General features: G+C 62.2%; 19 protein-coding genes and 1 tRNA gene. 9 read left to right on the forward strand and 11 right to left on the reverse strand.

Features of this window, described 5'->3' with window-relative positions; translation table 11 throughout:
• Window positions 1-42 precede the first annotated feature (42 nt).
• The gene (gene yidD, locus NKI52_RS09665; protein WP_352697845.1) at window positions 43-417 is read right to left on the reverse strand and encodes a membrane protein insertion efficiency factor YidD; all 375 of its coding nucleotides are present in this window, start codon (window positions 415-417) and stop codon (window positions 43-45) included.
• A 79-nt stretch (window positions 418-496) separates the two neighbouring features.
• A complete protein-coding gene (locus NKI52_RS09670) occupies window positions 497-664 on the reverse strand; it encodes a hypothetical protein (RefSeq protein ID WP_352697781.1) in 168 nt (55 codons plus the stop codon).
• A 91-nt stretch (window positions 665-755) separates the two neighbouring features.
• Between NKI52_RS09670 and NKI52_RS09675 the strand changes: the two genes are divergently transcribed.
• Window positions 756-1,670, forward strand: a complete 915-nt coding sequence (locus NKI52_RS09675) for a LysR substrate-binding domain-containing protein (protein ID WP_352697783.1) — start codon at window positions 756-758, stop codon at window positions 1,668-1,670.
• On the opposite strand, the gene NKI52_RS09680 is transcribed toward NKI52_RS09675, so the two are convergent.
• Entirely contained in the window at window positions 1,667-2,113 is a 447-nt protein-coding gene (locus NKI52_RS09680; protein WP_023678879.1) for an iron-sulfur cluster assembly scaffold protein, read from the reverse strand. The two genes, NKI52_RS09675 and NKI52_RS09680, sit on opposite strands and share 4 nt — an antisense overlap.
• A gap of 240 nt (window positions 2,114-2,353) precedes the next feature.
• Between NKI52_RS09680 and folE the strand changes: the two genes are divergently transcribed.
• From folE to NKI52_RS09695, 3 genes are all read left to right on the forward strand, one after another.
• Window positions 2,354-3,016 carry a GTP cyclohydrolase I FolE gene (gene folE, locus NKI52_RS09685; RefSeq protein WP_023678880.1) on the forward strand — a complete coding sequence of 221 codons (663 nt, stop codon included), beginning with the start codon at window positions 2,354-2,356 and terminating at the stop codon, window positions 3,014-3,016.
• 10 nt (window positions 3,017-3,026) lie between these two features.
• A complete protein-coding gene (hisI, locus tag NKI52_RS09690; RefSeq protein ID WP_352568834.1) occupies window positions 3,027-3,497 on the forward strand; it encodes a phosphoribosyl-AMP cyclohydrolase in 471 nt (156 codons plus the stop codon).
• Window positions 3,498-3,581: 84 nt separating this feature from the next.
• On the forward strand, window positions 3,582-4,553 hold the full coding sequence (locus NKI52_RS09695) for a patatin family protein (RefSeq protein ID WP_023678882.1): 972 nt from the start codon (window positions 3,582-3,584) through the stop codon (window positions 4,551-4,553).
• Between the two features lie 19 nt (window positions 4,554-4,572).
• Here NKI52_RS09695 and recJ read toward each other — a convergent pair whose 3' ends face one another.
• The 5 genes from recJ to NKI52_RS09720 all read right to left on the reverse strand — a co-directional run bounded on the left by recJ (window position 4,573) and on the right by NKI52_RS09720 (window position 10,548).
• Entirely contained in the window at window positions 4,573-6,357 is a 1,785-nt protein-coding gene (recJ, locus tag NKI52_RS09700; protein ID WP_352697785.1) for a single-stranded-DNA-specific exonuclease RecJ, read from the reverse strand.
• 60 nt (window positions 6,358-6,417) lie between these two features.
• Window positions 6,418-7,401 (reverse strand): class II fructose-bisphosphatase, encoded by a 984-nt coding sequence (gene glpX / locus NKI52_RS09705; RefSeq protein WP_352697787.1) that lies wholly within the window; start codon window positions 7,399-7,401, stop codon window positions 6,418-6,420.
• A 202-nt stretch (window positions 7,402-7,603) separates the two neighbouring features.
• On the reverse strand, window positions 7,604-8,917 hold the full coding sequence (locus NKI52_RS09710; RefSeq protein ID WP_352647809.1) for a homoserine dehydrogenase: 1,314 nt from the start codon (window positions 8,915-8,917) through the stop codon (window positions 7,604-7,606).
• A gap of 40 nt (window positions 8,918-8,957) precedes the next feature.
• Window positions 8,958-10,175, reverse strand: coding sequence for an LL-diaminopimelate aminotransferase (locus NKI52_RS09715; RefSeq protein ID WP_352647807.1), 1,218 nt, complete (start codon window positions 10,173-10,175; stop codon window positions 8,958-8,960).
• 40 nt (window positions 10,176-10,215) lie between these two features.
• Complete coding sequence (locus NKI52_RS09720) at window positions 10,216-10,548, reverse strand: hypothetical protein (protein ID WP_352647805.1); 333 nt, start codon at window positions 10,546-10,548, stop codon at window positions 10,216-10,218.
• 151 nt (window positions 10,549-10,699) lie between these two features.
• Between NKI52_RS09720 and phaC the strand changes: the two genes are divergently transcribed.
• From phaC to NKI52_RS09735, 3 genes are all read left to right on the forward strand, one after another.
• Window positions 10,700-12,535 carry a class I poly(R)-hydroxyalkanoic acid synthase gene (gene phaC / locus NKI52_RS09725; RefSeq protein WP_352647803.1) on the forward strand — a complete coding sequence of 612 codons (1,836 nt, stop codon included), beginning with the start codon at window positions 10,700-10,702 and terminating at the stop codon, window positions 12,533-12,535.
• Between the two features lie 327 nt (window positions 12,536-12,862).
• Complete coding sequence (locus NKI52_RS09730) at window positions 12,863-13,969, forward strand: YcbK family protein (protein ID WP_352697847.1); 1,107 nt, start codon at window positions 12,863-12,865, stop codon at window positions 13,967-13,969.
• A 174-nt stretch (window positions 13,970-14,143) separates the two neighbouring features.
• Window positions 14,144-14,218, forward strand: a tRNA-Glu gene (locus NKI52_RS09735).
• A 126-nt stretch (window positions 14,219-14,344) separates the two neighbouring features.
• On the opposite strand, the gene NKI52_RS09740 is transcribed toward NKI52_RS09735, so the two are convergent.
• Window positions 14,345-14,641, reverse strand: coding sequence for a DUF982 domain-containing protein (locus tag NKI52_RS09740; RefSeq protein WP_023678889.1), 297 nt, complete (start codon window positions 14,639-14,641; stop codon window positions 14,345-14,347).
• A 297-nt stretch (window positions 14,642-14,938) separates the two neighbouring features.
• Between NKI52_RS09740 and map the strand changes: the two genes are divergently transcribed.
• Together map and radC are read left to right on the forward strand one after the other, a co-directional pair.
• Complete coding sequence (map, locus tag NKI52_RS09745; RefSeq protein ID WP_352697789.1) at window positions 14,939-15,766, forward strand: type I methionyl aminopeptidase; 828 nt, start codon at window positions 14,939-14,941, stop codon at window positions 15,764-15,766.
• A 52-nt stretch (window positions 15,767-15,818) separates the two neighbouring features.
• Window positions 15,819-16,565, forward strand: coding sequence for a RadC family protein (gene radC, locus NKI52_RS09750; RefSeq protein ID WP_352568841.1), 747 nt, complete (start codon window positions 15,819-15,821; stop codon window positions 16,563-16,565).
• A gap of 73 nt (window positions 16,566-16,638) precedes the next feature.
• Here radC and NKI52_RS09755 read toward each other — a convergent pair whose 3' ends face one another.
• Both NKI52_RS09755 and NKI52_RS09760 read right to left on the reverse strand, forming a co-directional pair.
• Window positions 16,639-19,218, reverse strand: coding sequence for a bifunctional diguanylate cyclase/phosphodiesterase (locus NKI52_RS09755; RefSeq protein ID WP_352697849.1), 2,580 nt, complete (start codon window positions 19,216-19,218; stop codon window positions 16,639-16,641).
• 347 nt (window positions 19,219-19,565) lie between these two features.
• Window positions 19,566-20,432, reverse strand: coding sequence for a class I SAM-dependent methyltransferase (locus NKI52_RS09760; protein ID WP_352697791.1), 867 nt, complete (start codon window positions 20,430-20,432; stop codon window positions 19,566-19,568).
• Window positions 20,433-20,519 lie beyond the last annotated feature (87 nt).

A 20,519-nucleotide genomic window follows, 5' to 3' on the forward strand; every position in this document is an offset into this window, starting at 1 on the left:
AGATCGTAAAAAGCGATCCCTTTGTGCACCGCACAGTTGCGGTCAACTGTCCAGGTCGCCACGTTTTTTCCCGATCCGCCAGTACCGCCATGGCATGAACCAGAGGTAGCGATCAGCCAGTGCCTCAGGCACCCGGTCGATGCCGTGCGTGCCGAACGGTCCGCAGCGCAGCACCCGGAAAAACCCCATCCAGCCGCCGGCCCATAGCCCGTGGCGGGCGATCGCTTCGTGCGCGTATTCGGAACAGGTCGGCAGATGCCGGCAGGAATTGCCGACGAAGCCGGACAGCGTCAGCTGGTAGAATCGGACAAGCGACGTGCCGAAGACGCGGCCCGGCGTCTTGCGCCACGGGCCGGGCCAATTGCGTCCTTGTCGAATCGGTCTGGCGCCGTGCGCTTGCCGATGTTGGCCGACCACCGCAGTCTCCACATCGCGTTTCCCTACGCGATAGATGTGCGCATCGGGCCAGGAACGCAATGCCGTTCCGGCAATCCCGTCATGGCCTGGTACGGCGAACCGGGTAGCGGTCGGGCGTCGGCCTTCGACATACGGCGACGCTGGTCGGCGGCCTCTCCTCGTACCAATCCCTATGCGGTTTCTCGTCGTACCACTGAAACGTCGCGATCCGTACGACATCGCCCAGAATGTTGAGAAACTGGATCATGGCGGCACTCCTTGAGCACCGATTAGAGCGCCGCTGGCCTTGCTCTTCAAACGAGAATAACGTCCACGTCAGATAACTCTGAGTTATGCGAATGAAGCGCGGACACCTCCCCCTGACGGCTCTCAGAAGCTTCGAAGCAGCCGGTCGTCACCTGAGCTTCAGCCGTGCGGCCGAGGAGCTTTATGTTTCGCAGGCGGCGATCAGCCGACAGATCCGCGAGCTCGAAACCTTCCTGCGCCAACCTTTGTTCTTCCGCCATCATCGCCGCGTCGAGTTGACCGACACCGGCCGGCGGCTGCTCGACCAGTTGGTCAGAAGTTTCGAGGGCATCGACAGGCTGCTTTCGGAATTGACGGCGGCCCCGACGCAGTCCGTGGTACGTGTCAGCGTTGAGCCATCGCTCGCATCCGTATGGCTGGTGCCGCGGCTCAACCGGTTTCGCGAGTTGCGACCCGACATCGACGTTTCCCTTGAGGTCGACCCGAGGTTGATAGAGTTTCGCAGCGATCAGCCCGAACTTGCCCTACGTTTCAGTGCACACGCCACCTCATGGCCACGCAGCGAAGCCGAACAGCTTGCCGCGGTCGTCGATTCCCCAGTTCTGTCGCCGGCACTTCTTGCATCCGGCCCAGCTCTGGAAAAGCCGATCGACCTTGGTCGCTATACATTGCTGCACGAAGAAAACCGTCAGGCTTGGGCGCGCTGGTTCGAAGCGGCGGGCGTGACGGCTGATGCCGTGCCTGCGCGCGGCCCGATGCTGGCCGATGCTTCGCTTTCGAATCAGGCAGCCTTGCTTGGACATGGTGTCGCGCTGGGCGATCTTTTGCAGATCGGCGAAGAACTTGCGTCCGGCGCGCTGATCAAGCCTTTCGACATCGACGTCGCGTCGGGCGCCTATTGGCTAGTGGCCAGAAGGCTGAATGACCTTTCCGAGCCGGCCAGGGCTTTTGCCGACTGGGTCCGGGCGGAATTCGCCGAAAGCCGGCGTTTTCTCGCCAAGGTTTAAGCCGCCTCTTCCGCCCGCTTCTTTTCGATCTGGCCGATCGCGTCGACCACTGCGTCGAAGGTCAGCATGGTCGAGGCGTGGCGCGCCTTATAGTCGCGCACCGGCTCCAGGTATTTCAGGTCGGCGAAGCGGCCTTCGGGCGGCGGGCCATTTTCCTTCAGCATCTTCAGCATCGTCTCGCGCACGCTGCGCAATTCTTCGGCGCTGGCGCCGACGACATGCTGCGCCATGATCGACGACGACGCCTGGCCAAGCGCGCAGGCCTTCACGTCATGCGCGAAATCGCTGACGACGCCATCATCCATCTTCAGATCGACGGTCACCGTCGAGCCGCACAGCTTGGAATGTGCTCGTGCGGTTGCGTCGGGCCGGTCGAGCCGGCCGATCCGTGCGATGTTTCCGGCAAAACCCAGAATTTTCGCATTGTAGACATCGTCGATCATATTTTTCCAATCCGTCGCCGCCCAGCGAACAGCGATTGCCGCTCTGGCGTCTTCCTTTCGCTCGGCACGAACATATATAATGGCGGTAGTCGGGTATCGACAAGGCGACCACAAACCTCGTCATGCCCAAATCTGTTCACGCCACTTACGGGCTGGAAACCGGGCGAGTTTCTGACACCCGAAAGGTCGTGGTCCGTTCAACTCGTTCCTCCTGAGAGAGGAACTACGGGAGACGCCTTTATGGACGCCGTTATCAAGAAACTCATGCCGCAGTCGGCCTATATGGAAAAGCCGGTCACCGACCGGCCAAGCGAGGCCGAAGTCGAAGCCGCGGTGCGCACCTTGCTGCGCTGGACCGGCGACAACCCTGACCGCGAGGGTCTGATCGACACGCCGAAGCGCGTCACTAAGGCGTTCCGCGAAATGTTCAACGGCTACGACATGTGTCCGGCCGAGGAACTCGGCCGCACCTTCGAGGAAGTCGCCGGCTACGATGACCTCGTGATCGTCAAGGACATCACGTTCCACTCGCATTGCGAGCACCATATGGTGCCGATCATCGGCAAGGCGCATGTCGGCTATCTGCCGGACGGCAAGGTCGTCGGCCTGTCCAAGATCGCCCGCGTCGTCGACATCTTCGCCCATCGTCTGCAGACCCAGGAAGCGATGACGGCGCAGATTGCCGGGGTCATCCAGGACGTGCTCAATCCGCGTGGCGTCGCCGTCATGCTCGAGGCCGAGCATATGTGCATGGCCATGCGCGGTATCCGCAAACAGGGCTCCACCACACTGACCTCGACCTTCACCGGCGTCTTCAAGGATACACCCGAAGAGCAGGTCCGCTTCGTCACCATGGTGCGCGGCGGCGGAACTGATCAGACCCGCCCCACCTTAGTTAAATAAGGACCGGCGAATGTCTGCATTGGAGTTCCCGAAAGCTCCCTCAGACAAGAAGGCGCTTGAGGAAGGCACGGTCCTTTCGCCGCGCTTCGATGCCGGCGGCCTCGTCACCGCCGTCGTCACCGATGCCGAAGACGGCATGCTGCTGATGGTCGCGCACATGAATGCCGAGGCGCTGGCGCTGACGCTCGAGACCGGCATCGCGCACTACTGGTCGCGTTCGCGCAACGCGCTGTGGAAGAAGGGCGAAACCTCGGGCAATGTCCAGGAGGTTGTCGAGATGCTCACGGATTGTGACCAGGACGCGATATGGTTGCGCGTCAAAGTGCTGGGTCACCAAGCAACTTGTCACACCGGCCGACGTTCATGCTTTTATCGGACGGTGGGGCTGAGCGATGGCAAAGGGACACTTGCCAGCGACGGCAGCAAGCCACTGTTCGATGCGGAAAAAACGTATCGAAAGCGCAATACACCATCAATATGAACCATTCGCAGCACTTCAGCCACGTATATTCATGATTTCGATACGGCCCGCCTATAGGATGGCCGTGGGACAAGGGAGATTGTGATGCTCGACTGGGCGTCATTGCGCAACAGACCTGACGTTCGGGAGGCCAATGGCCTCTCCTCGGCCGCGGGCGCATCCGAAACCAAATCTCCGGGCAAAACAGGGATTTCGCTGGCATTGGGCGGCGGCTGTGCGCGCGGCTGGGCGCATATCGGCGTGCTGCGCGCGCTTGACGAAGCCGGCATCGAAGTGTCGATGATCGCCGGCACCTCGATCGGCGCGCTGGTCGGCGGCTGCTATGTTGCCGGCAAGCTTGACGAGCTGGAAGAATTCGCGCGCAGCCTGACCAGGCGGCGCATTTTTGGCCTTCTCGACCTCAATCTACGCGGCAGCGGCCTGTTCGGTGGCATGAAGCTCGATGCACGGCTGCGCGAGCACATAGCCGGCATCCGCTTCGAGGACCTGCCAAAACCATTCGTCTGCGTCGCTTCGGAAATCCGCACCGGCCATGAGATCTGGCTGTCGAGCGGCTCGTTGAGCACCGCAATGCGCGCCTCCTACGCGCTGCCCGGCGTGTTCGAGCCGGTCGCCTGCAATGGGCGCGTGCTGGTTGACGGCGCACTGGTCAATCCGGTGCCGGTCTCGGTCTGCCGTGCCTACGAGCAGCCGCTCGTAGTTGCGGTGAACCTTCACTACGATCTGTTCGGCCGCGCCGCGGTGATCAAGCACAATGCCGGCGAGCTGGTCATCGAGAAAGACGCGCCGAGGGCCGGCCACGCCGATCCCGAACGCCAGTCGCGCGAGACGCGGCTCGGCATTACCGGCGTCATGGTCGAGGCCTTCAACATCATCCAGGACCGCATTTCGCGCGCCAGGCTGGCCGGCGACCCGCCGGACATATCGCTGCAGCCGAAGCTCAGCCATATCGGCCTGACCGAATTCCACCGCGCCGACGAAGCGATCCGTATCGGCTACCAGGCAACGATGGCGCAGATCGGCGACCTGACCCGGCTGCAGACCGTCCTCGCTTAGGCAGGGCGGCAGCGAGCTCTCAGGCAAGCGCCGCGTCGACGATGCGGAACTGCACCGTGCGGTTGCCGTTCCAGTGATTGCCCGACAATGAGCCGGCGACGTGCACCGGTTTGCCCCTGTTCTTGAACAGGAATTCGCCGAGCGCAGTATCGACGGCGCGAAAGGCGATCGCCTGGATGCGGCCGCCGCTTTCCGACTGCAGGTCGGCGCGGATGTGGTTGCTGCCGACCGCCCGCGCATCGACAAGCCGGTGGCGCGGCAGCGCGAACACCGGCGCAACATGCCCGGCGCCGAACGGCCCTGCCCTCTCAAGCGCATCGAGCAGCGCAAGCGTGGCGCCCTCGGCGGCAAGCGCGCCGTCGATCGCCAGGCTCTCCTCGCCTTGCAGGCGGAACACATCCACCGCCGCGCGCTCTTCGAAGAAAGCCCTGAGTTCGCCGAGCTTCGCCCGCTCGACAGTGATGCCGGCCGCCATTCCGTGGCCGCCGCCCTTGACGATAAGTCCGGCATCGGCAGCCTCGCGCACCAGCCGGCCGAGGTCGAAGCCAGACACTGAACGGCCTGAACCGGTACCGACACCATTGACGTTGAAGGCGATGGCAAATGCGGGCCGGCGCGCATGGTCCTTGAGCCGCGAGGCAAGCAGGCCGACAATGCCCGGGTGCCAGTTGCTGCTGGCTGTGACCACGATGGCCGGACCATTGCCGCCGGCAAGCTCGGCGTCGGCCTCTGAGCGCGCCGCGGCCAGCATCTCCTGCTCCATCGACTGCCGCTCCTGGTTGAGCCGATCCAGCGTCTCGGCGATGGTGCGGGCTTCGACCGGGTCGTCGGTTGCAAGCAGGCGGCTGCCAAGTGCTGCGTCGCCGATGCGCCCGCCGGCGTTGATGCGCGGACCGATCAGAAAGGCCAGATGGAACGTGTTGATCGGCTCGCCGATACGCGAGACCCGCGCCAACGCCGCCAGCCCTTCGTTCCTCTGCTGCCGCGCAACCTGCAGCCCCTTGACAACGAAGGCGCGGTTGATGCCGGTGAGCGGCACCACGTCGCAGACGGTGCCAAGCGCTACCAGATCGAGCAGGCCAAGCAGGTCCGGCGGTGCGGCATCCGGCAGGCGGCTGCGCAGAATCTTCGCGGTCTGCACCAGGCAAAGGAAGACGACACCGGCGGCACAAAGATGACCTTGGCCGGAAAGGTCGTCCTCGCGATTGGGGTTGACGACCGCAGTCGCCGCCGGCAACGGCCCGCCGACCTGATGGTGATCGAGCACCACGACGTCGGCGCCGACGGCCTTCGCCGCGTCGATGGAAGCAGCACTATTGGTGCCGCAATCGACGGTGACGATCAGCGTCGCGCCGCGCGAAACGAGTTCGCGCATCGCTTCCGGATTGGGGCCGTAGCCCTCGAAGATGCGGTCCGGTATGTAGATCTCCGACGGCACCGAGAAATGCGCGAGAAAGCGCTTGAGCAGCGCCGATGAGGCGGCGCCGTCGACATCGTAGTCGCCAAAGATCGCCACCTTTTCCCTGGCCATCACCGCCTGGGCGATGCGAGAGGCGGCCTTGTCCATGTCGGTCAGCGATGCCGGGTCGGGCAGCAGGTTGCGGATGGTCGGATCCAGAAACTGCTCGGTCTGCTCGGCGGTGACGCCACGCCCGGCCAGCACGCGTGCCACGATATCGGGCACGCCATACCCTTGCGCGATGGCGAGCGCGGCCATGTCCTGACGCTCGGTCAGCCGGTGTTCCCAGGAAACGCCGGTGGCCGACTGCCTGACATCGAGGAAAAAGCGTCTTTCCCCCGTCACGTGACGCGCCGTCTGCAATTTGTCATTGCGCACAGTATGCAACGGCTAACTGAGTCGAAATCAAAACTTTTCCAGATCCTGGTGCCTGGCCTTGATTTCGCGCACGGTCCGCGATGACGATCGCAGGACGATCGTGTGCGTGGTGATGAAATTGCGGCCGAACTTGACGCCGGCCAGCATATTGCCGTCGGTGACGCCGGTCGCGGCAAACAGCACGTCGCCGCGTGCCATGTCTTGCGTGTGGTAGATCCGTTTAGGGTCGGAGATGCCCATCTTGGCGGCGCGCGCCAGCTTTTCCGGCGTATCGAGGATCAACTTGCCCTGCATCTGGCCACGGGTGCAGCGCAAGGCGGCAGCTGCGAGCACGCCTTCCGGCGCGCCGCCGGTGCCGAGATAGATGTCGATGCCGGTCTCGTCCGGGTCGGTGGTATGGATGACCCCGGCGACATCACCATCGCCGATCAGACGAATTGCGGCTCCGGTCGCCCGCACGGCTTCGATCAAGGCGCCATGGCGCGGCCGGTCGAGAATACAGGCGGTGATCTCCGCCACCGGCACGCCCTTGGCCCTGGCGAGGCTGGCGATGTTTTCGGCCGGCGAGGCATCGATGTCGATGATGCCGTCGGCATAGCCCGGGCCGATCGCGATCTTGTCCATATAGACGTCCGGCGCGAACAAAAGGCTGCCTTTTTCGGCAATGGCGATAACGGCCAATGCGTTGGGCAGGTTCTTGGCGCAGATCGTCGTGCCTTCGAGCGGATCGAGCGCTATGTCGACAGCCGGGCCTTTGCCGGTGCCGACCTCCTCGCCGATATAGAGCATCGGCGCCTCGTCGCGCTCGCCCTCGCCGATCACCACCGCGCCGTTGATGGCAAGACGGTTGAGCTCCTGCCGCATGGCATCGACCGCGACCTGGTCGGCGGCTTTCTCGTCGCCACGTCCGCGCAATCTGGCGGCCGCGACCGCGGCGCGTTCGGTGACGCGCACCAATTCCATGGTCAGTATCCGGTCGAGGCCGGCGACAATGTTCTGGGCCACATTCATCGATGGACAATCCTCGTTGGCAGTTTGTTTTTATTATGCATGTCGTTGTCCCAAAACCGCTGCACACTTTTGGGCGACATGCATTAGCCTCCCGCCAGAGACGCGCTTCTTGTGTCAAAGCCCCGTGACAACAGCAAGACCTGCGCTGGACCTTTTTGAAAGCGCAGCAATATCAATCGATTAAACGCAAAATGTGAGACTGCTATCCGGCCCGCTCGATGCGGATGACTTGCGGCTTGTCGGTCAGAAGGCTGTCCCTGGTGATGCCGTCGACGGCCTTGCGCACCGCCGCCTCGGTCGTCTCGTGGGTCACTAGGATGACGGTCTTCTGTGCCTCGGTTTCCGGCCCGGCGGCATGCTGGACGATCGATTCCAGCGAAATGTCGTTGTCGGCCATGCGCTTGGCTATTGCCGCGAAAACGCCGAGGCGGTCGTGCACGGTCAGCCGGATGAAATAACCGCCGGCATGGCTGCGCATCAGCGCCTTCTTGTAAGGCTTCAATTCCTTCGCCGGCCGGCCGAAGACCGGACCATGCTGGAAGCCAGGCCGGCTCTTGGCGATATCGGCAATGTCGCCGATCACCGCCGACGCGGTGGCGTTGCCGCCGGCGCCAGGGCCGGAAAGCAGCAATTCGCCGAGGATGTCGGTTTCGATCGCCACCGCATTGGTGACACCGTGCACCTGCGCGATGACCGAGGCCGTCGGCACCATGGTCGGGTGCACGCGCTGCTCGATGCCGCTTTCGGTGCGTTGGGCGACGCCAAGCAGCTTGATCCGGTAGCCGAGATCGCCGGCCGCGCGGATGTCGGCCTGGCTGATGTTGGAGATGCCTTCCATGTAGATATCGTTGGCGGCGATCCTCGTGCCGAAGGCAAGGCTGGTCAGGATCGACAGCTTGTGCGCGGTGTCGTGACCCTCGATGTCGAAGGTCGGGTCGGCTTCGGCATAGCCCAGCCGTTGCGCATCCTTCAGGCAGGCATCGAAAGACAGGCCCTCGGCTTCCATGCGCGTCAGAATGTAGTTGCAGGTACCGTTGAGGATGCCGAAAACGCGGGTCACCGAATTGCCAGCCATCGCCTCGCGCATTGTCTTGATAACCGGAATGCCGCCGGCCACCGCCGCCTCGTAATTGAGCAGCACGCCTTTCCTCTCGGCGATCTCGGCCAATGCTACGCCGTGTTTGGCAAGCAACGCCTTGTTTGCGGTGACGACATGGCGGCCGGCCTCGAGCGCCGCCTTGACGGACGAGCGTGATGGGCCTTCGTCGCCGCCGATCAGCTCGACGAACACGTCGATCTCGGCGGTCTGCGCCATCTTGACGGCGTCGTCGAACCACTGTGCTGTGCCAAGATCAACGCCGCGGTCGCGTTTGGGATCGCGGGCCGAAACCGCCGACACGACGATGTCGCGTCCGCACTGCCGCGTCAGTTCGGCCGCCTTGTCGCGCAGCACGCGGGCCACAGACGCACCGACGGTGCCGAGCCCGGCAATTCCAACACGCAACGCTTCAGCCATGTCCGGCGACGCCCCATTCAGTCGGTTGATGTGTAGAAAATCAGCGATGCGCGGCGAGCGGCACGACGTTATTCGGCTGCTTGGCGCTGGATGCGAGGAAGCGCTTGATATTGCGCGCCGCTTGCCGGATCCGGTGCTCGTTTTCGACCAGCGCGATGCGCACGTGATCGTCGCCATGCTCGCCGAAGCCGACGCCCGGCGCCACCGCGACGTCGGCGTGCTCGATCAGGAGCTTGGAGAATTCAAGCGAGCCCAGGTGCTTGAACGGCTCCGGGATCGGCGCCCAGGCGAACATCGAAGCCGCCGGTGCGGGAATGATCCAGCCGGCGCGGCTGAAAGCGTCGACCATGACATCGCGGCGTTTGCGGTAGACGTCGCGCACTTCGGCGATGTCGGCGCCGTCGCCGTTGAGTGCATGCGCCGCCGCCACCTGGATTGGCGTGAAGGCGCCGTAGTCGAGATAGGATTTCACTCGCGTCAGCGCCGAGATCAGCCGTTCATTGCCGACCGCAAAACCCATGCGCCAGCCCGGCATCGAAAAGGTCTTCGACATCGAGGTGAACTCGACGGCGACGTCTATGGCGCCCGGCACCTGCAGCACCGAAGGCGGCGGATTGCCGTCGAAATAGATCTCCGAATAGGCAAGATCCGACAGGATGATGATGTCGTTCTTCCTGGCGAAGGCCACCACCTCCTTGTAGAAATCGAGCGAAGCGACCAGTGCCGTCGGGTTGGATGGATAATTGAGGATCAGTGCCAGCGGCTTCGGGATCGAATGGCGGATGCCGCGCTCCAACGCCGGGATGAAGCCGTCGTCCGGCTCGACCTGCAGCGAGCGGATGACGCCGCCTGACATAATGAAGCCGAAGGCGTGGATCGGATAGGTCGGGTTGGGGCACAGGATCACATCGCCGGGGGCGGTGATCGCCTGCGCCATATTGGCAAAGCCCTCCTTCGAGCCGAGCGTCGCCACCACCTGGCTGTCCGGGTCGAGCTTCACACCGAAGCGGCGGGCATAGTAGTTGGCCTGGGCACGACGCAGGCCCGGAATGCCGCGCGACGACGAATAGCGGTGCGTGCGCGGATCGCGTACCACCTCGCAGAGTTTGTCGACGATGGCCTTGGGCGTCGGCAGGTCCGGATTGCCCATGCCAAGGTCGATGATGTCGGCGCCGCGCGAACGGGCGCTGGCCTTCAGCCGGTTGACCTGTTCGAAGACATAGGGCGGAAGCCGGCGGACCTTGTGAAATTCTTCCATGGCAGTTCCAGACAGTGAGGTTGCGGTCGCGCGTATAAGCTTATTTGCAACTAGGGTCGAGAGCGGGGTCGCATTTGCCTTCGATCTGCTTCAGCGCCTCGGCGCCGTGTTTTTTTGCCAGCTGGTCCAGCGCTGCCTGGTCCGCAACCTTGACGCCGCCGCCCTTGGCGGCCTGGCTCTGCTCCTCGGCCTTCAGTTGGGCGAGCTTGGCGTTCTTTTCCTCGTCGGTGAATTGCTCGGCCGCCACCTGCGGCCGGATGTTCAGGTTCGGATAGGAACCGGTGTCCTTCGCGCCGACAAGGCCGGTGGCGGGCGCCGCACCTTCCATGTTGCTGCTCGTGCAACCGGCCATCGCCAACAGCACGAGCGCCATGCGGCAAAAACGACCAGTGCCGGAAAAAACGTTCTTGCCAATATTAATCGTCATATTGTTTTCCTGGCGGCCGGGTTAGAGCACATTGGACCCTGTTCGATATCCCATGGTAATATGTCAACAAAACGCTTCGGGAGGAACCCCGCGAACCATGTCCAAAACACCCGATTCGGGCAAAGCGGAAGATGACCAACCTTCGACCGTCGAGCAATATCTGGTGAAGGACCCGGAGCGCTTCGCTCTGAACATGGCCCGCATGATCGAGCAGGCCGGAAAGGCCGCCTCGGCATGGGCCGAGCCGCGGGAAAAGGGCGAGGTGCGCGATCACGTCGCCGAGCCGGTCGTCGACATGGTGAAGACGTTCTCCAAGCTCACCGAGTACTGGCTCTCCGACCCGCAGCGCGCGCTGGAGGCGCAAACGCGGCTGTTTTCCGGCTACATGACCGTCTGGGCCAACGCCGTCCAGCGCATCGGCGCCGGCGCCGAGGACGCCGAGGACGCGGTCAAGCCCGAGCGCGGTGACAAGCGTTTCCAGGACCCGGAATGGGGCCGCAACGCCTTCTTCGATTTCGTCAAACAGGCGTATCTGGTCACCTCGCGCTGGGCGGCCGAACTGGTCGAGCACGCCGACGGCCTGGACGAGCACACCCGCCACAAGGCCGGCTTTTATGTCAAGCAGGTGTCCAATGCCATCTCGCCGTCGAATTTCATCCTGACCAATCCGGAATTGTTTCGCGAGACTGTCGCCTCCAACGGCGAAAACCTGGTGCGCGGCATGAAGATGCTTGCCGAGGACATCGCCGCGGGCAAGGGTGACCTGAAGCTGCGGCAGGCAGATTATTCGCCCTTCGAGATCGGCAAGAATCTCGCCGCCACCCCGGGTAAGGTGGTCGGCCGCAGCGACGTCGCCGAAATCCTGCAATACGAGCCGACTACCGACACCGTGCTCAAGCGGCCGCTGCTGATCTGCCCGCCATGGATCAACAAATACTACATCCTCGACCTCAACCCGCAAAAATCCTTCATTCGCTGGGCGGTCGAGCAAGGCCACACCGTGTTCGTAATCTCCTGGATTAACCCGGACGAGCGGCACGGCGCCAAGAGCTGGGAGGCCTATATCAGGGAGGGCCTGCAATACGGCCTCGACACGATCGAGAAGGCCACCGGCGAAAAGGACGTCAACGCCATCGGCTATTGCGTCGGCGGCACGCTTCTGGCGGCGGCCCTGGCGCTGATGGCGCAGGAAGGCGACCACCGCATCAAATCGGCGACCTTCTTCACCACCCAGGTCGATTTCACCTATGCCGGCGATCTAAAAGTGTTCGTCGACGAGGAACAGGTCGCGGCCGTCGAAAAGGCGATGAACGAAAAAGGCTATCTCGACGGCACCAAGATGGCGACTGCATTCAACATGCTGCGCTCGGGCGACCTGATCTGGCCCTATGTCGTCAACAACTACATGCGCGGCAAGGATCCCCTGCCCTTCGACCTGCTCTACTGGAATGCCGATTCGACCCGCATGGGCGCTGCCAACCATTCTTTCTATTTGCGCAATTGCTATCTCGAGAACAGGCTTTCGCAAGGCATGATGGAACTGGCGGGCCGCACGGTTTCGCTGAAGGACGTTACCATGCCGGTCTACAACCTCGCCTCTAAGGAGGACCATATCGCGCCGGCGCTGTCGGTATTCCTCGGCTCGAAATATTTCGGCGGCGAGGTCGATTACGTCATGGCCGGCTCCGGCCACATCGCCGGGGTCGTCAATCCGCCGGCAGCGCAGAAATATCACTACTGGACCGGCGGCAAGCCGGCCGGCGACTTCGACCAGTGGCTCGCCGGGGCCACCGACCATCCCGGTTCCTGGTGGCCGCACTGGCAACGCTGGATCGAAGCCAAGGACAATACCCGCGTACCGGCCCGCAAACCGGGCGAGCATATGCAAGTTCTAGGCGAAGCCCCCGGCACCTATGTCAAGGTGCGCGTGTAACCATCTGTAATGTGTGGTGAGTTGACGCGCCGCCAAAAGCGGGCGAAATGGTGCCGTCAACCCTGAGCAGCCTTGATTCATCCTCTAGCCGCCAAATTACTTTGAGGCTTGCAGATTTGACACAGGTCTCGTTTCCGGTTCGGGGAACAAGGGTCATTTCGACGAGGCGTTTCGACGCCGCGCCAATGACGAACCGGTCGGATATCGAGGGGGAATTTTGTTTTGAGATCAGCAGGATCGCGCCTCGCGAAGGGAGAAAGCCGCGCCATTGTGGCGGCGCTTTTCTCGGTGCTCCTGGCGTCCTGCACCTCGGCCGGCGACCCGACCATGTCGGTCGGCATGCCAGGCTATAATACCTCGGCTACCGAAATCAGCACGGCCGCCGGTGCGCCCCAGGCCAGCACGGCCGCATCATCGTCGCAGATGACGACCGCACAAATGACGATGAATGCCGACGCTGACGCCAACCTTCCCGAGCAGGTGGCCTATGTGCCAGTGGCCAAGCCAGGGGCCAAGCCCGATGCCGGCTTCCCGATCGCCGTTCCCACGGCAGCCGAGACGATCGCGGGACACACGCCGCAGCCGCTGCAAGCGAACGCGCAGGCGGCTGAACAGGCCGTGGCACAGAACAGTGCTGATGCATCGAAGCCCGACGCCAAGGCCGCCGCGCCGGCGATGAACAACCCGGTCTATGTGACCGCCGGCGAGATGCCGCAGCCACAGGCCTACGCACCGAAGAAAAACTTCCTGGCCTCGCTGTTCAGCGCCACCCCCGCTTCGGCAGCATCGCCGGCCAACAGCAGATCGGGCGGGCAGCCAACGGTCGTGCAGGCGACGCCTGCGGCAAAACCCACCGTTACCCTGGCCTCGGCCAATCCGGCTGAAAAGCCGGTGCAGCTGGTGTCGACGGGCGATACCAGCCACTTCACGGCCGATGCGCTGCCCGGCGTGCGCCAGACGGCGCTGTTCGAGATCAAGCGCAAATCCGGCCTCGACGATGAGAGTGACGTCGATCTCAACGAAGACGAAGGTTCGGGTGGCGCTTACCAGGTCGCCTCCGCCGCCGGCCTCGCCCGGCTGGCGCCCAACGGCCTCCTGAAACAGAACGAAAGCGTCGATGTCGCCTGCTTGAAGCCGTCGCTGGTTCGCGTGCTGAAGACGATCGAAGGCCACTATGGCCGCAAGATGACGGTCACCTCCGGCTATCGCGATCCGGCCCGCAACCGCCGCGCCAACGGCGCCAAGAATTCGCTGCACATGTACTGCGCTGCCGCCGACATCCAGGTCCCCGGCGTCTCGAAGTGGGAACTGGCGAGCTACATCCGCACCATGCCGGGCCGCGGCGGCGTCGGCACCTACTGCCACACCGAATCCGTTCACGTCGATGTCGGACCGGAGCGCGACTGGAACTGGCGTTGCCGCAGGCGCGGCTAGGGCGAGGATCTTCCGTCACCGCGAAGGCCCTTCGGCGGCGTTGCATCATGCCGCAAAAACCAGCTTGGCTGTCGGAAAGACGCGGTTTGGAGCCAAAGGAAAAAAGTTGTCGCAGCCGGCGGCAGACGGGTTGCCGGTTTGTCGCGACGCAACTATAAGCGCTCACATCTGAGCGCGCCCATCGTCTAGCGGTCAGGACACCGCCCTTTCACGGCGGTAACAGGGGTTCGATTCCCCTTGGGCGTACCAGCAATTTCAACTTGGCATATGTCTATCGCCAGCGTGATGCTGGCAAGCTTTGCTGGACCCTACCCACTCTGATGGGGATGTCAGCAAAGGCGGCGAAGACAGACTGGGGATTGTGTCGACGGCTTCCTACGCCCGCAGTCCCCTCGCCTCGCCGCCGCGCTTGCGCGGAACCATCATGTCCCTGGCAAGCAGGCCGCTCACCCGGCAAAAGGCCATGAAGGCCCGCCATGCGTCTTCGGTCTCGACGATGTCCACCGTGGCGCCAAAACAGGCATTGAACGCGGCCTGGTAGGTTGGTCCCTTCCGGCGAACCGGCCACGTTTGCAGGAAATCGAGCGCCTGCTCGACACTGTAGATTTCCTCGACCGGCTGGCCGGGCACAGGCGCGATCCGCACCGGCACCTCGAATTGCAGTCTGTCCATTCGATCTCTCCCGAACCGACCCCCGCAGCAGCGCCGTTCGTCGCAAAAAGTTGCCGTGGCGGCTAACGCTTGGGCCGACTTCTCGCCTAGAAATGTGTCGTCACTGCGGTAGCCAGATGAACCCGGCGGAAGCATGAGCCGCTGCAGGCAAGGAGAATGCTCCCAGGCATGAATATCGCCGGTCTTCGGCCGTCGCCGGCAGTTCGTCCTTGAACCTTGCGCTTTCCAGTGCCAAATCTGGGAAGGTTTCTCTCGCGGAGGCTCATCCAGCCCCGCATCCCTGCAAGACGGATAAAAATGGTCACCTATCTCGACGCAGCCACGGCACCGCTCAGAAACACCGGCCAGATCCGTCTTTACGACGAGGAAGGTTTTGTCGGCATGCGCAAGGCTTGCGATCTCACCGCGCGCTGCCTCGACGAACTGGTACCGATTGTGGCGCCCGGCGTCACCACCGAAGCGATTGATCGCTTCGTCTTCGAGTTCGGGATGGACCATGGCGCGCTTCCGGCGACGCTCAACTACCGTGGCTACACGAAATCATCCTGCACCTCGATCAACCACGTCGTCTGTCACGGCATACCCGACAGCAAGCCGTTGAAGGATGGCGACATCGTCAATATCGACGTCACCTATATCCTCGACGGCTGGCATGGCGACTCCTCGCGCATGTATCCGGTGGGCACGATCAAGCGTGCCGCGGAGCGGCTGCTCGAAGTCACGTATGAGTGCCTGATGCGTGGCATCGCGGCAATCGAGCCGGGCGCCCGAACCGGCGCCATCGGCGCCGCCATCCAGACCTATGCCGAAGCCGAGCGTTGCTCGGTGGTGCGCGATTTCTGCGGCCACGGGGTTGGCCGGCTGTTTCACGACGCGCCGAATATCCTGCATTACGGCAGCGCCAGCGAAGGCGTCGAGATGCGGCCGGGCATGATCTTCACCGTCGAGCCGATGATCAATCTCGGCCGGCCGCATGTGAAAGTGCTGTCGGACGGCTGGACCGCGGTGACGCGCGACCGTTCGCTGTCGGCGCAGTACGAGCACACGATCGGCGTCACCGAGACCGGCTGCGAGATCTTCACGCTGTCGCCAAAAAACCTCGACCGCCCCGGCCTGCGGGCCTAGTGTCTGGCAGATCGGGCGTTACCTTGCCCGGCAAATGCTGGGTGGGGCAGCCATGAACGGTGACGACGACGAGCGGGCCTTCTTTCCCGAAAGGCCAGTGCGATCGCCCGCGAAGGCGGTGGCCGCAGACAAGCCGCATTATCTCGGCCATCGCGACCGCCTGCGCGAGCGCTTCGCCGCCGGTACCAACACCCTCCCCGACTACGAACTGCTCGAGCTGTTATTGTTTCGGCTGATCCCGCGCGCCGACACCAAGCCGGTCGCCAAGGCATTGCTGGCACGCTTCGGTACATTGGCCGAGGTCCTCGGTGCGCCCGTCGAGCGCCTGCAGGAGGTGAAGGGCATCGGCCCGGCGGTGGCGCTCGACCTCAAGGTGGTTGCGGCAACGGCGCAGCGCATGGCGCGCGGCGAGATCGTCGGCCGCGAGCTGTTGTCGACCTGGACGCAGGTTCTCGAATACTGCCGGTCGGTGATGGCCTTCGAGGAGCGCGAGCAGTTCCGCATCCTGTTCCTCGACAAGAAAAACGCGCTGATCGCCGACGAAGTCCAGCAGGTCGGCACAGTCGACCACACACCGGTCTATCCGCGCGAGGTGGTCAGGCGCGCCTTGGAGCTCTCCGCCACGGCGATCATTCTGGCGCATAACCATCCGTCGGGAGACCCGACGCCGTCGCGCGCCGACATCGAGATGACCAAGCTAATCATAGAGACGGCCAAACCGCTTGGCATTGCCGTTCACGACCACATCATCATCGGCAGGAAAGGCCACTCCAGCATGAAGGGCCTGCTGCTGATCTGAGGTTTGGCGTTGTTTTCAGCTTTGTCCGCTGTGCGCCTCTGTACCGCAACGTGATAAATTCTGGCGCCGAGGCTCAGCTGGCCGTGCGCAGGCGTCGCGATCGGACAAAGGTCTTAAGTCCCTCGGAATCGAATGCGTGGCCGAAGGCATAACCCTGCAATATGTCGCAGCCCAGGCCCTCGAGTAGCCGTGCATGCTGCATCGTCTCGACGCCTTCCGCCACGACCTCGATACCCAGCGACTTGCCGATTTCAATGATCGACGAGACAACCTGCCTTCTCTGCGGCGATTTGACGATTGGTGTGACCAGCTGCCGATCTATCTTCAGCCGGCGCGGCTGCAACTTCAGCAAACTGACCATCGAAGCGTAGCCGGTACCAAAATCGTCTATTTCGACGTCAATCCCCAGCTCTTTTATCTGCTCGATATTCCAGGTGACAAGGTCGTCGTTCTCGTCCAGGAAAATCGACTCAACAAGCTCGAACGAAACTGTTCCTTTCTTGATATTTTGTTCTCGCAGGCTCTTGATGAGCTCCTCGTCTTGAAGGCGCCTGGCCGAGACATTGACCGACACCCGCGGAATGTGAAGTTTTGCAGCGGACCACTCTTCGAAATCCGAAAGCGATTGCTTCAATATGGCTTGGTCGATGATCGAGACGACGTTCAGTTCTTCTGCAATTCTCAGGAAGACGTCGGGCGCCAAAATACCCTTTGTTGGATGTTTCCACCTCGCCAGCGCCTCAACCCCAACGATTTCGAGCGTCTTTGCGTCAAATTGGGGCTGGTAGAAGGGGATGAACTCGTTGCGCTCGAGGCCGCCGAGAATTTCGTCGGCAATCCGCTTAGTATCGACGATTTCGCTTTGCATCGCGTCGGTGAAGAATTCGTATCGATTGCGGCCCCGCCCCTTTGCTCGGTAAAGCGCGATATCGGCGTTCACCAGCAGGTGTTTGGCTTCGACATCTTTTGCGTTATCGACAGCGATTCCCACGCTGACCCCAAAACGGCATCGATGACCCTGATAGTAGACGGGTTCGCGCATCTGGCTGATGATGCGGTCGGCGAGCAGCGCCAGTTGCTTGGTATCGTCGCGCACCACGCACAGAACGATGAATTCGTCTCCCCCGATACGGGCGACGAATCCCTCGTCGCCGACCTTCGACCTGAGCACGGTTGACGCGTGAACCAACATCGCGTCACCGGCGGCGTGGCCCAGCGTATCGTTGATGTGCTTGAACCGATCCAGATCTATGTGAAGCAGTGCCGCGTGCCCGCCTGAGCGCCTGGCGTTTGCCGCGTAATGTTCCAGTACCTGGTCGAGGTAACGCCGGTTGGGCAAGCCGGTCAGCGAATCATGAAGCGCGATGTGCTCTATGCGCGCTTTGGCCGACTCGAGTTCTGCATTTTTCGACTCGGACAGCTGTTTTGCACGAACCAGATCCTTGTTCAGCAGGACGTCGGCAGTCACGTCCCATTCCGCGCCGATCATTTTTGGGGTGTCGTTTGCGACCCGGTAAAGGATCGCCTTGGACCGGACATGACGGATCTCGCCATCCTGACGCACAATCCGGTACTCCGACAAATATGGTCGTCCGCTGGCCACCGCCCTGTCGAAGTCCGCGTTGGCGCCAGCCAAATCATCTGGGTGGATTGCTCCCGCCCAGTCTGGGTAGCCCCGGTGCTCGCCGGTTGGTTTGCCATATATTTCGTTGACGCGATCATCCCACGTAAGCTCGTTGGTCGCGAGATCGTGTTCCCAAACCCCAATAGCCGAAGCTTCCAGAGCGAGTTCAAGGCGTCGTGACAATCGGCGCAATTCCGCATAATTGCGCTGTCTTTCGCCAATCAGGCGGCCTGTGACCAGGAAAGGGAACACAACCAAGGCTCCGGCCGTCGCCATGATCGCGCGCAGCAACCATGCGTTGCTTGGCGTCGAAGGCCAGCCATTTTTGGGAATGGCCGCGAGCTGCCACGAGCCGGAAGGAAGCAAAACGTCAGCCGTCACCGGATCGCTTTTGCTGATCTCCTCATTGCCGTAGAATTGACCACCTCGGTGACCGAGGGCGTCCCTGCCGATCAGCGCTACGTCGATCCCGAGATCGTCGTCAAGCAAGCCGCTCGCTCTGTAAAGGCGCTGCACGTCGACAACGGCGGAAATGATACCCCAGAACCTTTCCGTATTGCCAGCGCTCGGCACGAAGACCGGAAAGCGGCCGATGAAGCCTTGTCCTCCCTGTTTCAGGTCGACGGGACCGGCAAGCACCAGCTTGCGTTCGTCTCGCGCCCTTAGCGCAGCCGCACGCTGCCGCTCGTTCTTGCGGTAGTCCAGACCCATCGCCTGCTCGTTACCCTCCATCGGATACATAAGGGAAACGACCAGATCGGGCGCGCCGGCAATATCGTTCAATTGCGAGTCGGCGCCAAACAGATTGCTCGCGAGCGAGGCGAAGCGTTGCTGTCCCATATAGGGCTCGGTCACGACCGCGGCGACCAGTCCACGCACGAGTTGAAGGTTTCCGTTGATATTGCCTTCGAGCTTGGCGCGGATGAGATTGACCTTGGTCAGCACGTCCGCACGGACGGCCTGGTCCGAGACGATTTTGTTCTGGTGCTCCGCGAACGCTGCGCTGACAAGGATGACGACAAACGCGATCGCCGCCGGAATATTTGCCGACGAAAAGACGGCCTCCTTGATGCCGTTGAACCTAGCGCGGAAAAAAGCCAATAGGCGATTCCTCAAGTGCCATTTTCAGGTTCTCGGGGTCGACCCGATGAGGAACATTAGCTTTCAATGTTTAATTTGACCTTCATACTCCTGAGAAATTTCATTTTCCGACGGCTGACGCCGGCTGCGATACCGACAGCGATGCTGAAGGCGGGCTGCACGATGCGGACCAACATGAAACGCCAGCTAGACCTGGCTTGCTCGGAAGATCGAGGAGCGCGAGCGCGATTGCACAAGTCGACGCTCCGACCCGAGTACTCTGGCGTTGACCTGGACTAGTGGCCCTCGATCGGCTTGGGAGACACAAGGTATGGTATCTTGCCGACGCTGCGCTTCGTCGCGCCAATGGAATAGGCCATCGGTATCTTGGGAGAGTTCTCCGGCAAGCCGTGCATATCCTTGCCGGCTCGCACGGCAAATGAAAAGTGCTGCCACGAAACCGTGTCATGCTCATTGAGAAAATCGAGCGTCAGACCAGCTGAAATCAGCGCATTCACCACGTCACTGATCGGGTGAATCCACTCATAATAGCGAGGATGCTTCAAGATGCGATCATCGCCGGTGTAGGTCAGTTCCTCGTTCCAGGCGAGCGGCCGAGCTATCGGCGTTCGCCAGTCGTGCTTCAATTCCAGGGCCGCGGCCTTTCGATCGCACTGAAACATCAATGGATGGCCCTCGGCCATGTAGAGGCGGCCGCCGGGTCGCAGAAGATCGGCAACCACCCGCGCCCAACGGAACACGTCGTCCAGCCAGTTTACCGAACCCCAAGTAACGTAAGCGATGTCAAAGGTCCGGCCGAGCGCTTCCACCGCCTCGAACAGTGGCGCTTCCACGAAGCGCACGTCGGTGCCTGCCTTCGCAGCAAAATCCCGCGCCGCCACGATCGCCGTCGGTGAAAAGTCGAGCCCGGTCACGCTGCCTGCGCCGAGATTCTTCAGGCTGATCGTGTCAAGACCGATGTGACACTGCAGGTGGACGATATCCTTGCCGGCGATATCGCCGAGCTCGCGTGTTTCCAGCTCATAGAGATTGGATCCGCCGGCCAGCACATTCTCGATGTGGTAGCTGCCCGTTGTGTCGGTCGAGTGCAGTTCGGCCCGATCATCCCAATTAAGGCGGTTCGCGCCCAGAAACCGTTCCAAATTCCCCCCACCCCTGACTGACGCATGGTAAACAAGTCGTTAAAGCACCTTTGCAGCGAAAGTAGCGCGCGTCAATCCGGACCGGGC

The organism is Mesorhizobium sp. M0590, from assembly GCF_040320905.1.
Taxonomy (GTDB): Bacteria; Pseudomonadota; Alphaproteobacteria; order Rhizobiales; family Rhizobiaceae; genus Mesorhizobium.